The organism is Streptomyces sp. NBC_00513 (assembly GCF_041431415.1).
Taxonomy (GTDB): domain Bacteria; phylum Actinomycetota; class Actinomycetes; order Streptomycetales; family Streptomycetaceae; genus Streptomyces.
In genome coordinates, this window is sequence record NZ_CP107845.1 from 6517475 (window position 1) to 6530012 (window position 12538).

At 71.9% G+C, this 12538-nt stretch carries 12 protein-coding genes; 5 read left to right on the forward strand and 7 right to left on the reverse strand.

Going from position 1 to position 12538, the window contains the following annotated elements; translation table 11 throughout:
- Nucleotides 1-393, forward strand: a complete 393-nt coding sequence (locus OHA84_RS29690) for a hypothetical protein (protein WP_053682432.1) — start codon at nt 1-3, stop codon at nt 391-393.
- A gap of 29 nt (nt 394-422) precedes the next feature.
- On the opposite strand, the gene OHA84_RS29695 is transcribed toward OHA84_RS29690, so the two are convergent.
- Both OHA84_RS29695 and OHA84_RS29700 read right to left on the reverse strand, forming a co-directional pair.
- Nucleotides 423-887 (reverse strand): hypothetical protein, encoded by a 465-nt coding sequence (locus tag OHA84_RS29695; protein WP_266952573.1) that lies wholly within the window; start codon nt 885-887, stop codon nt 423-425.
- Between the two features lie 246 nt (nt 888-1133).
- The gene (locus tag OHA84_RS29700) at nt 1134-1667 is read right to left on the reverse strand and encodes a sigma-70 family RNA polymerase sigma factor (protein ID WP_053682433.1); all 534 of its coding nucleotides are present in this window, start codon (nt 1665-1667) and stop codon (nt 1134-1136) included.
- Nucleotides 1668-1956: 289 nt separating this feature from the next.
- Here OHA84_RS29700 and OHA84_RS29705 point away from each other — a divergent pair, with 289 nt between their 5' ends.
- On the forward strand, nt 1957-3183 hold the full coding sequence (locus OHA84_RS29705; RefSeq protein WP_266968928.1) for a CapA family protein: 1227 nt from the start codon (nt 1957-1959) through the stop codon (nt 3181-3183).
- Between the two features lie 64 nt (nt 3184-3247).
- Here OHA84_RS29705 and OHA84_RS29710 read toward each other — a convergent pair whose 3' ends face one another.
- On the reverse strand, nt 3248-3709 hold the full coding sequence (locus OHA84_RS29710) for a universal stress protein (RefSeq protein WP_053682435.1): 462 nt from the start codon (nt 3707-3709) through the stop codon (nt 3248-3250).
- Nucleotides 3710-3769: 60 nt separating this feature from the next.
- On the opposite strand from OHA84_RS29710, the gene lysX reads away from it, so the two are divergent.
- Nucleotides 3770-7072: a bifunctional lysylphosphatidylglycerol synthetase/lysine--tRNA ligase LysX gene (gene lysX / locus OHA84_RS29715; protein WP_266968926.1), complete on the forward strand. Its 3303-nt coding sequence runs from the start codon at nt 3770-3772 to the stop codon at nt 7070-7072.
- Between the two features lie 113 nt (nt 7073-7185).
- Complete coding sequence (locus OHA84_RS29720) at nt 7186-8073, forward strand: polysaccharide deacetylase family protein (RefSeq protein ID WP_266968924.1); 888 nt, start codon at nt 7186-7188, stop codon at nt 8071-8073.
- 43 nt (nt 8074-8116) lie between these two features.
- Here the strand turns inward: OHA84_RS29720 and OHA84_RS29725 are convergent, their stop codons facing one another.
- Nucleotides 8117-8782, reverse strand: coding sequence for a class F sortase (locus tag OHA84_RS29725; RefSeq protein WP_266952186.1), 666 nt, complete (start codon nt 8780-8782; stop codon nt 8117-8119).
- 352 nt (nt 8783-9134) lie between these two features.
- On the opposite strand from OHA84_RS29725, the gene OHA84_RS29730 reads away from it, so the two are divergent.
- Nucleotides 9135-9647 (forward strand): hypothetical protein, encoded by a 513-nt coding sequence (locus OHA84_RS29730; RefSeq protein WP_053682438.1) that lies wholly within the window; start codon nt 9135-9137, stop codon nt 9645-9647.
- A 190-nt stretch (nt 9648-9837) separates the two neighbouring features.
- Here the strand turns inward: OHA84_RS29730 and OHA84_RS29735 are convergent, their stop codons facing one another.
- From OHA84_RS29735 to OHA84_RS29745, 3 genes are all read right to left on the reverse strand, one after another.
- On the reverse strand, nt 9838-10512 hold the full coding sequence (locus OHA84_RS29735) for a hypothetical protein (RefSeq protein WP_266968922.1): 675 nt from the start codon (nt 10510-10512) through the stop codon (nt 9838-9840).
- A gap of 230 nt (nt 10513-10742) precedes the next feature.
- Nucleotides 10743-11513 carry a DUF4239 domain-containing protein gene (locus tag OHA84_RS29740; RefSeq protein WP_053678716.1) on the reverse strand — a complete coding sequence of 257 codons (771 nt, stop codon included), beginning with the start codon at nt 11511-11513 and terminating at the stop codon, nt 10743-10745.
- Between the two features lie 42 nt (nt 11514-11555).
- Complete coding sequence (locus OHA84_RS29745; RefSeq protein WP_266968921.1) at nt 11556-11882, reverse strand: hypothetical protein; 327 nt, start codon at nt 11880-11882, stop codon at nt 11556-11558.
- Nucleotides 11883-12538: the final 656 nt, after the last annotated feature.

The following is a 12538-nucleotide window of genomic DNA, read 5'->3' on the forward strand; positions in this document are numbered from 1 at the left end:
ATGGCCGAGCACCAGCCGCCGCCCCGGCGGGAGACCGTCACGGGGGTGCCGCGCGGCGCCCGCCGCAGGCCGCCACACACGCCGGCGCGATCCGAGATCTCGGAGCAGACCACCCTCGGGGCCACCTACGTACGCGCCCTGATGCGCAGCCAACTCCGCTCCGGGCTGGGTGCGTTGGCCGCTCTCCTGCTCCTGGTGGCGACGCTGCCGCTGCTGTTCCTGCTGCCGCACGTGGGCTCGGGGCCGCTGGTCTGGGTGGTGCTCGGTCTGCTCGTGTACCCGGTGATGTGGCTGATCGCCCGGTGGTACGTGACGCGGGCCGAGCGGAACGAGGCCGACTTCACCGGGCTGGTCACGGATCCCGCGGAGGCCCCGGGGCGCCGCCCGGGGTAGTCCCCGCGGCGCGCGCTCCCCGTCGCACCTCAGAACAGGTGCATCGCCAAGTGTCCCAACGGCAGGCCCAGTTGCCAGGCCGGGGTCCAGATGCGGGCGTTCTCGTCCAACCCCGGGGGCATCTCCTCGGGCTCGCTCCGGTCGGGTTCGAGGTTGGTGGCGAACAGCTCGGTGCGGTCCAGCCACCGCCATGCGGCGCGGGCCAGCTCCAGGTCGGCGTTCGCGCCGCCGTCGTGCGCGCGGTCCTCCTCGCCGAGTTGCAGGAAGCGGGTCTCCACCCAGTCGCGCCAAGGGTGTCCGTACGCCGTCAGTGACATCCACTCGTCGAGTTGGGACACCACGCGGATCCCGGAGAGTTCGCCGGCGGCGTCCGAGAGGTAGATGGTCAGCGCGAGCGTGTCGCGTCCCGCGCGGAACTCCTGTGTGCCGGCCGGGATCAGCCGGCCCGTGCGCAGCAGCTCGTCCGCGATGTACTCCGCGTAGAGCCATGCCATGGGCACCGCCAGCCCACCGCCACTGGTGCCGTTCAAACCCTCGGGCTGCACCGTTCCACCCTCTCCCGCGTGTCGAGCGTCCCGTCGTCAGCCCTGAGCCTTCACCGAGCGACTCGCGGAGCGGGGGATGTTTACTCAACTTGAACGCTCTGATGCCGATTTCGATGTGCTTCATGTCCGATCCATGCGCATTCGAGACATTCGTTGAGCGGGTTCATGGACGGCTCTCCACCCGGTCGGGGTCGCTCAGGCGCCGAGTCCGTACCCCTGGAGCCCCTTCCTCAGGGCGCGCAGGGCGTAGTACGTGCGGGATTTGACGGTGCCGGCCGGAATTCCGAGTTCCGCCGCGGCCTCGGCCACCGACCGGTCCTGGAAGTAGACCTGCATCAAGACCTCGCGGTGCTCCGGCCCCAGGCTGCCGACAGCGCGCCGCACGTCGATCGCCGTGACCGAGCCGGCCACCGCGTCCACGGGCGCCGGCGCCTGCTCCAGGCCGTCCGGCTCCACCTCCTGAGGCCGCGACAGCCTGGCCCGGCGCGCGTCGATCGCCAGTCGCCGGGCGACGGTGAAGAGCCAGGGCCGCATGGAGTCGTGGCTGCTCGCCAGTACCTCGGGGTGCTGCCAGACCCGTACGAGGGTCTCCTGCACGAGGTCCTCGGCACGTTGCGCGTCCCCTGCGGTGAGGCCGAGCAGGAAACCGAACAGAGCCCGCCCGTGGTCGCGCTGGAGTTCGGCCAGCGCCTCGGGATCCGTGCGCCTGAGGGTGGGGGAGGTTGGCACGAGTGGCTCCTTCCGAGGTTCGCCGGCGTCCGCTGGGGAGCCCGCTCGGGTCCGACGAACTCACCCTGACCTGCGCGGAGCCGCCCCGGAACCGTCCTGCGCCGCCGATGCGCCCAAGCACCCGGGTCGTCCGGTGGGCGGCCCCGCCGGACGGTGAACGGTCGAACGGCGCGGCGAACGGCCATCGGGGTGAGCCGGCGGGCGACGGGCGGCGCCGCTCCTTGACAGGGGGCGCCTTCTTCTATGAATTCAGATCATCGGATAGTCCTACTAATGAGAGTTGGGGCAGATGACCACGCGCACCCGCCGGGCCCTCGCGCTGTTGTCCGCGGTCCTGCTGTCGGCCGCCGTCGCGGGCTGCTCCACCTCCGAGCGAACCGCCCCCGCCCGACTGGCGCCGTCCCAGAGCCCCCCACCGTCCAGGGCCGGCGGCGCCCCCGCGGCCGCCGCCGGGGCCCCCGCGAGGGGGTTCACCCTGGTGGCGACCGGCGACGTACTGCCCCACACCTCCGTCATCCGGCAGGGGGCGGTGGACGCGGGCGGCGACGGGCACGATTTCAAGCCGTTGTTCGCAGGCGTCAAACCGGTCGTCTCGGCGGCCGACCTGGCCCTCTGCCACATGGAGACGATCTACGGCGAGGAGGGCGGGCCCTTCAGCGGTTACCCCGCCTTCAAGTCGCCGCCCGAGATCGCCGACGCGCTGAGGGACGCGGGCTACGACGGCTGCTCCACCGCGTCGAACCACACCCTGGACGACGGGGAGGAGGGGCTGGAACGCACCCTCGGCCGCTTCGACAAGGTCGGCCTGGGACACGCCGGTTCGGCCCGAACGGCCGCCGAGGCCGCCAGGACCAGGCTGTACACCGCGGGCACCGCCAAGGTCGCCCATCTGGCGTACACCTTCGACACCAACGGCTATCCGATGCCCGAGGGCAAGCCGTGGGCGGTCAACCTGCTCGAATCCAAGAAGATCGTCGCGGACGCGCGGGCGGCCCGGAAGGCGGGCGCGGACGTGGTGCTGGTCAGTACGCACTGGGGCACGGAATGGCAGACCGAGCCCGACGAGAGGCAGTTGTCCCTGGGCAGGGAACTCACGGCGTCGCAGACGGCCGGACGGCCGGACATCGACCTGGTCCTCGGCACCCACGCGCACATCCCACAGGCCTACGAGAAGGTCAACGGGACCTGGATCGTCTACGGCATGGGCGACCAGGTGGCGGGCGAGATGTACAACCACGAGGGAGACCGCGACCTGCGCGGCAGCTACAGCTCCATCGGCCGCTTCACCTTCGCCCCGCCCGCCGCGGCCGGTCAGCGCTGGCAGGTCACGAAAGCCGAGTTCATCCCACAGCTCATGGACAACGACGAGGGCAGGGTCGTCAACCTCGTCGACGCCCTGGCCGGACCGTCGGACCGGGACGACCACCGCACCGCGCACGAGGCCATCACCGAGGCCGTCCTCAGCCGAGGCGCCGCCAAGGACGGCCTGCAAGCGGTGACGCGGCCGACCCGCTGAGGCGCACGACCCGGTACCGCGGCCGACCCGGAGACCGGGTCCGGACGGGGGCGAAGCGGTCGGGCTACGGCACGACGGTGACGGGCCAGCGGCCCGCCTTGACCAACCGGACCGCCACCGAGCCGATGATCCGGTGACCGGCCTGCTCGGAGGCGCCGACCACCACCGCGTCCGCCGTCAGCTCCTCCGCGGCGCTCACCAGGCCCGCGTACGGGTCCCCGCGGAACGTGTGGAACTGCCAGCGCACCTCGAAGATGCCCTTGAGTCGTTCCGCCGAGGCGCGGATCTCCGCGACGATGCCCTCGGCGATCTCCCCGGTCGCATCCGCCACCGGGGCGCCCAGCGAGGCACCGGCCTGCATCACCGGCTGGACGTACACCAACGCCAGCAGCGCGTTCTGCCGCCGGGCCAGCCCCGCCGCGTACGCCGCCGCCCGGAGTGAGGACTCCGACCCGTCGACCCCGGCAAGGATCACCTTCGGGCCGTCCGTACCGCGCTCGAATCCCGTGTTCACGTGCTCTGTCACGCCTCCGAGGCTAGCCGCCTCGCCGCGCGGACCGGCACGGGCCTCCCTACAGTGCGAACCATGAGTGCCACCGTGGAGGAGACGCGCGGAACCCGGAACCGCTTCCTCAACCGGGTTCCCGACGCGTTCGGAGCGTTCTTCGGGACGCTCGGCCTGTTCTGTGCCCTGCTGGCGCTCTCCCCGACGCTGCGCAGACTCCTGCGGCACGTCACGCGCTTCCTCGACGAGTACGTGGTGCCCGTCAGCGAGAACCTCGCGTACGCCGTCTTCCTCTTCCTGCTCGCCGCCGCCCTCGGCATGCGCAAGCGGGTCGCGTGGTGGATCGTCGTCACCTATCTGGCCCTGCTGATCCTCGTCGACGTCCTGATCATCGCGGACGGGGACTACCAGGTCGGCGGCATCTCGATGGGCATCTCCGTCGCGGCCCTCGTCGTCCTCATCGCCGCCCGCAACGAGTTCTACGCCGCCTCCCGACCCGGCGCCCTGTGGCGGGCCCTGCTCGTACTGGGCCTCGGACTGCTCGCCGCCGTCCTCCTCGGCTGGGGCCTGGTCGCGCTGTTCCCCGGCACCCTGCCCCAGGGGCAGTGGCTCGACTGGGCCGCCAAGCAGGTGTTCGGCGGACTCTTCTCCGCCCGCCAGTTCGACGGCCGCCCGCCCCGCCCCCTCTACTTCCTGCTCGGCCTGTTCGGCGCCCTCGCCCTGCTGAACGCGGCAGCCACCCTCTTCCGCTCCCAGCGGCTGACCGCCGCCCTCCACGGCGACGAGGAGGCCCGCATCCGCGCCCTCCTCGGCGCGTACGGACGCGCCGACTCCCTCGGCTACTTCGCCACCCGCCGGGACAAGGCCGTCGTGTTCGCCCCCAGCGGCAAGGCCGCCGTGACCTACCGCGTGGAGGCGGGCGTCTGCCTCGCCAGCGGCGACCCGGTCGGCGACCCCGCCGCCTGGACCCCGGCCATCAACGCCTGGCTGGCGGTCGCCGGCCGCTACGGCTGGCAGCCCGCCGTCATGGGCGCCTCCGAGGACGGGGCGACCGCGTACGCCCGCTCCGGGCTCGGCGCCCTGCAACTCGGCGACGAGGCCATCCTGCAAGTGGCCCACTTCGACCTCGACGGCCGCGACATGCGCGTCACCCGGCAGGCCGTCAACCGGGTCCGGCGCGCGGGCGCCACGACACTCATCCGCCGCCACTCCGCCCTCTCCGAGGACGAGATGCAAATGATCGTCGACCGGGCCGACACCTGGCGCGACACCGAGACCGAACGCGGCTTCTCGATGGCCCTGGACCGGCTCGGAGACGCCGCCGACGGAGACTGCCTGCTGGTCGAGGCCCTCGACGACAAGGGCGAGCTGATCGCCCTGCTGTCCTTCGTCCCCTGGGGCAAGGACGGCATCTCCCTCGACCTGATGCGCCGCGACCGCTCCGCGCCCAACGGGGTCATGGAGTTCATGGTCGCCCAACTGTGCGCCGCCGCGCCCGGCCTGGGAGTACGCCGCATCTCCCTGAACTTCGCCGTCTTCCGGTCCGCGTTCGAGGAGGGCGGCAGGATCGGCGCCGGCCCGATCCTGCGGCTGTGGCGCAAACTGCTGCTGTTCTTCTCGCGCTGGTGGCAGCTGGAGGCCCTGTACCGCTCGAACGTCAAGTACGGCCCCGAGTGGTACCCCCGGTTCCTCTGCTACCAGGACGCCGGCTCGCTCGCCCGGGTCAGCCTCGCCTCCGGCATCGCCGAGGGCTTCGTCTCCGTACCGCGCATGCGCACCCTGTGGGGCAACGGCCACCCCAAGGGCCTCACCGCCCCGTCCAGCACCGCGGGTCTGCCCTCCATCGACTCCCTCGGACTGGAATCGGTGGGGGAGCCCGGCCAGGGCGCCCCGGTCGAACGACTGCCCGAGCAGGTGCGGGTCCGCCACGCCAAGCTGGACCGGATCCGGGCCGCCGGCACCGACCCCTACCCGGTCGGCATCCGACAGCGCACCCACACCGTCGCACAGCTGAAGGCCGCCCACCCCGGCTACCCGCCCGGAGCCCGGACCGGCGAGGAGGTGACCCTCGCCGGTCGCCTCATGGTGGTACGCGACCTCGGCGGCGTGGTCTTCGCCGTGCTGCGCGACTGGACCGGCGACACCCAGCTGATGTTCACGCGGGACGAGGCCGGAGCGGAGGTACTGGACTCCTTCACCTCCCAGGTCGACTTCGGCGACCAGGTCGTGGTCTCCGGTGAGGTCGGCACCAGCAGGACCGGCGAGCTGTCCGTCGTGGTCGCCTCCTGGCAGCTCACCGGCAAATGCCTGCGCCCGCTGCCCGACAAGCGCAAGGGTCTCGCCGACCCCGAGGCGCGCGTGCGCCGGCGCTACCTCGACCTCATCTCCGGCCCGGAGGCCCGGGACGTCGTACGCGCCCGCTCCAGCGCGGTCCAGGCCCTGCGCCAGGGGCTGCTGGACCGCGGCTACCTGGAGGTCGAGACCCCGATGCTCCAGCAGATCCACGGCGGGGCGAACGCCCGGCCGTTCCGCACCCACATCAACGCCTACGACCTCGACCTGTACCTGCGCATCGCGCCCGAGCTGTACCTGAAGCGGCTCTGCGTCGGCGGCATGGAGAAGGTCTTCGAGATGGGCCGCACCTTCCGCAACGAGGGCGTCTCCTACAAACACAACCCCGAGTTCACGATGCTGGAGGCGTACCAGGCGTTCGCCGACTACGACGTGATGCTCGACCTCACCCGCGAACTCATCCAGGGCGCCGCCACCGCCGCCTACGGCTCGCCCATCGCCCACAAGGCGGACGCCGACGGCAAGCTCGTCGTCCACGACATCTCCGGGACCTGGCCGGTCAAGACGATGTACGGGGCGATCGGCGAGGCACTCGGCGAGGAGGTCGACGCCGACACCGAGGAACACGTGCTGCGCCGGCTGTGCGACCGGGCGTCGGTCCCCCACACCCCCGAGAACACCCGCGGCGACGTGGTTCTGGAGATGTACGAGCGGCTGGTGGAGGAGCGGACCAAGCTCCCCACCTTCTACAAGGACTTCCCCACCGACGTCTCCCCGCTGACCCGACAGCACCGCAAGGACCCCAGACTCGCCGAACGCTGGGACCTGGTGGCCTTCGGCACCGAACTGGGCACCGCCTACTCGGAACTCACCGACCCCGTGGAACAGCGCCGCCGACTCACCGAACAGTCGCTGTTGGCCGCGGGCGGCGACCCGGAGGCGATGGAACTCGACAACGACTTCCTGGACGCGCTGGAGTACGCGATGCCGCCGACCGGGGGCCTGGGGATCGGCGTCGACCGACTCGTCATGTTCCTCACGGGTCTGACGATCCGGGAGACGCTTCCGTTCCCGCTGGTGCGCCGCGGTTGACCGGTCCGGACGCGGCCGGCCCGTCCGGACGCGGCTGGTCCGTGCGGGTGAGGGGGAGGAAGCGCTCCCGCGCCTCTCGACATCTTCGACGATGTCGTTGATACGTAGTAAGAATGAAAAATGACGAACCGACAGTAGGGCGACGCGTGCTCCTGCGCAGCGCCGTCTTCCTCGGAGTCGCCGCCGCTTCCGGGCTGCTGACCGGGGGCGAGACCGACACACACGTCCCGAGAGCCGCCGGCCCGGCCCCGGCCGCCGGCCCCGGACCCGCCGGAGGCCCGCCCGCCCGCCTGCCCCAGGGCCCGCCCCCCACCTCGTACCGGCTGGCCCCGATGACCTCCGACTCACCCGTGCGTCCGGCCGCGGCGAAGCCCGCCGTCCGCACCCGACCCATCGAGGGACTGCCGGCCGACCCGAGCACGGCCGGCGCCATGGTGCTCACCTTCGACGACGGCCCCGACCCCCGCTACACCCCCGGGATCCTCGACACCCTCGCCCGGTACCACGTCCGCGCCATGTTCTTCGTCTGCGGGGAGATGGCCACCGACAACCGCGACCTGATGCGCCGCATGGTCGCCGAGGGACACGTCATCGGCAACCACACCTGGACCCACCCGCTGATCCCCCAACTCACCCGACCCGCCCTCGCCTCCGAGATCGGACGCACGAGCGACGTCGTACAACAAGCGGTGGGCGAGGCACCCCAGTGGTTCCGGGCGCCGTACGGGGCGTGGAACAGGGCCGCCTTCGAGATCGGCGCCGAACTGGGCATGGAGCCGCTGGCCTGGACCGTGGACTCCCTGGACTGGACGGAGCCCGGCACCACGGCCATCGTCTCCCGCGTCCTCAAGGGCGCCGGATCCGGGGTGATCGTGCTGAACCACGACGCGGGCGGAGACCGCGCGCAGAGCGTCCAGGCACTCGCCACCTACCTGCCCCAACTGCTGTCGCGGGGCTACCGGATGACCCTGCCGACGCTGCCCGCGTCGCCGCCGCGCTGAGGATCCCCTGCGCGGCGGCGACGTACCGACGCCGATCGACCGCTCAGCGGGCCTCCACCATCCGGGCGAAGACGACCACGTTGCCGTCGTAGCCCCGAGCCTTCGAGTAGCCGCCGCCACAAGTGATCACCCGGAGTTCCGCGTGCCCGGTGTCCCCGTACACCCGGGCTCCGGGGAAGGCGTCCTTGGAGAACACCTCCACGCCGTACACCTCGAACACGGCCGTGCGCCCGTCGTACCGCTCCACCTCGACGCGGCTGCCCTTGCGGACCGAACCCAGACCGTAGAAAACGGCCGGACCCTGCGCGTTGTCCACGTGACCCACGATCACGGCGGACCCGCGCTGGCCCGGCGAGATCCCGTTGAGGTACCAGCCGGCGAGGTTCGGATCCGCAGGCGGCGGGGCGTCGATCCAGCCCGTCGCGTCCAGCCCGACCGTCATCACCGGCGCGTCCACGCTGATCCCGGGGATCCGGATGCGTTGGACCGACGAGTGCTCCAACACCTCCATGTCCGCGGGCGGCGCGGGTGGTGCTGCCGGCAGTCGATCGGTATGCGCCCCGACCGCCGCCGCGGCGGCGGGCTGTGGCGGCCCGTCCTCGAAGTCCACGCCGTTGCGCATCATGGCGAGGCCGGTGAGCAGGACCAGCGCGAGCGCACCCCAGGGGGAGTACCTCCTCGGTCGCTGCTCACTTTCGTCCTCGGTCATGGCTCTCCCTTCCCGACGCGGGGGTCCCGACCCGCGTTCCAGTCCCTCCCCGGTACGCCCTTCTTCACGCACGCTAAGGGTGCACGCGCGGGACGGCGATCGGGGAAGGGCGAACGGGTGGTGCCGCCGGACGGGGTGCGGCCATCCAGGTAATCGTCACATAAATGGCTGACGGGTCGTGACCTGCGGATCCGTCAGATGAGATGCCCGCGCTTCGGCGTGTCGCTCAACCGGGCGGCCCAAAGCCGGAAATGCGCTGGTTGCGAGCCGACCCGAGGGTTCGTGATGGGAGGCGTTCTCGTCGATCTTCCCGGGCGACCGCTCCGGGGCGCTTCCCGCTGGAGGTTCCACCATGCGTGCTTCTCGCGCTCTTGCCGTGACCGCCGCGGCGTTCGCCGTCGTCGGTCTCGGGATTCCGTTCGCTTCGGCGAACCCGGCAGGCGGGCCGCCATCAGGCGGCGGCAACGGCCCAAGCAACGTCACGGTCAATCCGTACTCCGTCCACCAGGGCTCCACGATGCAGGTCAGCGCGGCCGGCTGCGGCCACGGTGGCACGGTCTGGTCGCACGGCAACTTTCCGCAGACGAACCTGTCGGCCGGTTCCATCGGGTTCGCGACCGTCCGCATCTTCAATCACGCGTCCCCCGGCCACCAGACGCTGTCCGTCAAGTGCCACGACAACAGCCTGGTGGCCACGCACCGCTTCACGATCCTCGACGGGCGCGGTGCGCAAGGCGGCCTGGGCGGCTCCTTCGGCCCGTCCGCCACCGAGACCGCCATCGGCGCGGGGCTGATCAGCGCCGCCGCCCTCGGGGCCGGCGTCCACGTGATGCGCCGTCGCCGTCCCCTCGCCGGCCGGGCCTGACAGGCCGCCGACCTCCCCGGTCGTCCCGGAACCGCCGGTCGCCCCGAAGTCCTGACCAGGACTCGGGGCGACCGGCGGTTGTCGGGTACGCGGAACGGATGGTGCGCACGAGAGGGACGGGCGGTGCGGGCGGTACGGGTGGTACGGGTGGTGGGCGCGGGTCGGGCGGGGTGCGGCCCGTGCGAGCGGGTCAGTGGCCGCGGGTCGAGCGGCGCCGGCGCAGGGCGTACGTGGTGCCGGCCGCGCCGGCGAGCACCAGCGCCGCACCCAGGCCCAACTCCACGGGATCCATGCCGGCCACACTGCCGCCGAGGCCGCCTCGGACACCGAGTCCGGGGGTGCTGGAGGCGGGGCGGGGCACGGACCGGGTGGGCGTGACAACGGCCGACCGGGTCGGCGTCCGGGTCGGCGTCCGGGTGGGGGTGACGGCGAGCGGCGGGGGCGGGATCGGGGCCGGCGTGCGGCGGACGCCCACGGTGGAACTGGTGGTCGGCCGAGCCGTGCCACCGGCGATCGTCAGGTCGGCGGACCCGGTCTCCCCGTTGCAGGTGAAGGAGACGGAGTACAGGGCCCCGACCCGCGCGTCCCGGTCCACGGTGACCCGCGCGGTCTGGCCGCGGGCGATGCTCACGGTGTCGAAGACCCCGGAGGAGGCGGTGGCGAACGCCGAATCGCAGCCGCTGACGGAGAGCACCGTCTGACCGCCGCGCGCGACGGTCGAGGGGGTGATGGCGAAGCCGAACGAGGTGATGGGCGCGGCCTCGGCCGCGGAAGCGGCGGGCGCGCCCAGGGCGCCGAGCGCGAGAGCGGCACCCGTGGCACCGGCGCTCAGCAGGGCAGTGGCGGAGCTGCGTATCGCACCCATGGAGTTTCTCCGGATCCCCGAGGAGCAGCCGCGGAACGGTTTCCGCACGTGGGGGGTCGTGCGCCTCGATGCTCGCCACGCTAGGTGCGGGGGCGGTGACCCGCGATCAGGAACGGGCGAATGGGGCATGCCGGTAGGCCGAACCGGGGACGGGAGGCCCGTCCCCGGTTTGCCGGCGGACGCGGGGGTGCGGTGCCCCGTCAGTTCTCCAGGATCAGTTCTCCAGGCAGTCAGTTCTCCAGGCCCAAATGCGGGAACTGGGCGAGGAACGGTTCCGCGGTCGCCGCGATGCCGCGCCCGAACGGTGCGTCGAAGTCCCAGATCAGGAAGAGCAGGAAGGCGATCAGGGCGCTGAAGAGCCCCGCCAGCAGCATCTCCCGGAACGAGCGCCGGATCTGCAGGGTGAAGATCAACCCGACCGTCACCAGGGCGCCGGCGATCAGACCGAACCACACCACACCGGGCATGGTGGCCCCGGCGCTCTGGCCGCGGGCGTTACGGGCGTCGTCCACCAGCGCGACCTGGTCGACCAGCGGCTGGTAGGCCTGCCCCTCGTGGTCGGTCCGCGGCTCGTAGTCGGTCACGTCCCGGCGGATGCGCTCCAACAACTGTGCGCTCTGATCAGTGAGTTCACCATTCTCCGCCATCTGCGTCCACTCCGTGTCGACCACGTGCGTCACATACGCGTCGACGTCGGAGCGGATCTTCTTGCGGACGTCAGCCGGATACACCTCGGATCGGACGCTGATCTCGTGCAGGGCCTGCGATTCCTGGCGCACGTATTCCTGGGCGGCCCCGCGGCCCTCCCAGACGCCCGCGATGGCCAGGCCCAGGACGATCGCGTAGATCACCCCGATCATCATCGTCATGTACTCGATGACGTCCGGGGTCTCGTTCGGATCGTCGTCGTCGCCGATCCGCCGGTGATTGAAGAAGGCGATGGACAGCACCACGGCACAGGCCGCTGCCATCGCGAGGGACAGGACGAGCCATTCCGACAAGATGACTCCAAGACAAGGGGTAGGGAAAGGATCGAGAGCGGGTCAGCGCGGGCGCAGCGCGACGATCGCGAGCACCGCGGGAGCCGCGGTCATGAGGGTGAAGGTGACCGGCGAGATGTGGCGCTCGACCGGCTTGCGGGTCATGGCGTGGTAACTCGGCCGGGCCACGACCTTGGGCGGTGCGGGCGGCGGGGTCACCACGGGGGTGGGCGCCGGCTCCGGTGCGGGCTTCGGCAGCGGGGCCGCCGGCTTGTGGACCACGAGGATCGGAGGCGCGGGTGCCGCCGGCTTGGGCACCGGCTTGGGGGCGGGCTTCGGGGGTGGCTTGGGGGCCGGCTTGGGCGGCGCGGGAGGCGGCGGGGTGGGCATGGGCTTCGGTGGCGGGGTGGGTTTCGGCGGTGGCGGGGTGGGCGTCGGCGTGGGGGTCGGTGTGGGCGTGGGAGTGGGCGTCGGCTTCGGCGGGCAGGGCGGGGGAGGTGGGGGCGGGCAGTGGTGTCCACCGTGATGGCCTCCGCCGTGGTGCCCGCCGTGACCATGGCCGCGATCGTTCCCGCGGCCGCTTCCGCGATCGTTTCCGCGGTCGGATCCCTCGCTGTTCCCCCGGTCGTTCGCACGGCCGGCGGCGTGGCTGTTTTCGTGATGTGCGCCACCTCGGCCGGCTCCGCCCCCGCCCTTGCCGGAGGCCGCGAACGCCCTGACGGCGGTCGCGCCGTCCCCGGTGTCGATCGTCGCGTAGGCGCGGCTATCAGCCACGGCCGGCGTGGCGGACAAGGCCGCCCACAGCAGGACCGGGACCGCCAGCAGGCGCCGGGCACAGGCTCTGTTCACCCCGGGAGCATGGGCCCGCGCGCGCCCGCGCACGTGGAGGTCGGCTCCGGTTCGCCTGAACGGGCGGAGTTCGGACCATAGAGGTTTGAGCCAGTCTTCGGTCGCGCCAGGTTACCGATCGGTCAATTCCCAAAAGGTATTTGTCGGTTTCGCTCAAAGCCCCCGGAGGGACCCGTTCCTGGCTTTGGTGTGTGACC

Coding starts and splice junctions, on each gene's coding strand:
- OHA84_RS29690 (WP_053682432.1), top strand. CDS start 1: ATGGCCGAGCACCAGCCGCCGCCCCGGCGGGAGACCGTCACGGGGGTG.
- OHA84_RS29695 (WP_266952573.1), bottom strand. CDS start 887: ATGGCATGGCTCTACGCGGAGTACATCGCGGACGAGCTGCTGCGCACG.
- OHA84_RS29705 (WP_266968928.1), top strand. CDS start 1,957: ATGACCACGCGCACCCGCCGGGCCCTCGCGCTGTTGTCCGCGGTCCTG.
- lysX (WP_266968926.1), top strand. CDS start 3,770: ATGAGTGCCACCGTGGAGGAGACGCGCGGAACCCGGAACCGCTTCCTC.
- OHA84_RS29720 (WP_266968924.1), top strand. CDS start 7,186: ATGAAAAATGACGAACCGACAGTAGGGCGACGCGTGCTCCTGCGCAGC.
- OHA84_RS29725 (WP_266952186.1), bottom strand. CDS start 8,782: ATGACCGAGGACGAAAGTGAGCAGCGACCGAGGAGGTACTCCCCCTGG.
- OHA84_RS29730 (WP_053682438.1), top strand. CDS start 9,135: ATGCGTGCTTCTCGCGCTCTTGCCGTGACCGCCGCGGCGTTCGCCGTC.
- OHA84_RS29735 (WP_266968922.1), bottom strand. CDS start 10,512: ATGGGTGCGATACGCAGCTCCGCCACTGCCCTGCTGAGCGCCGGTGCC.
- OHA84_RS29745 (WP_266968921.1), bottom strand. CDS start 11,882: ATGCCCACCCCGCCGCCTCCCGCGCCGCCCAAGCCGGCCCCCAAGCCA.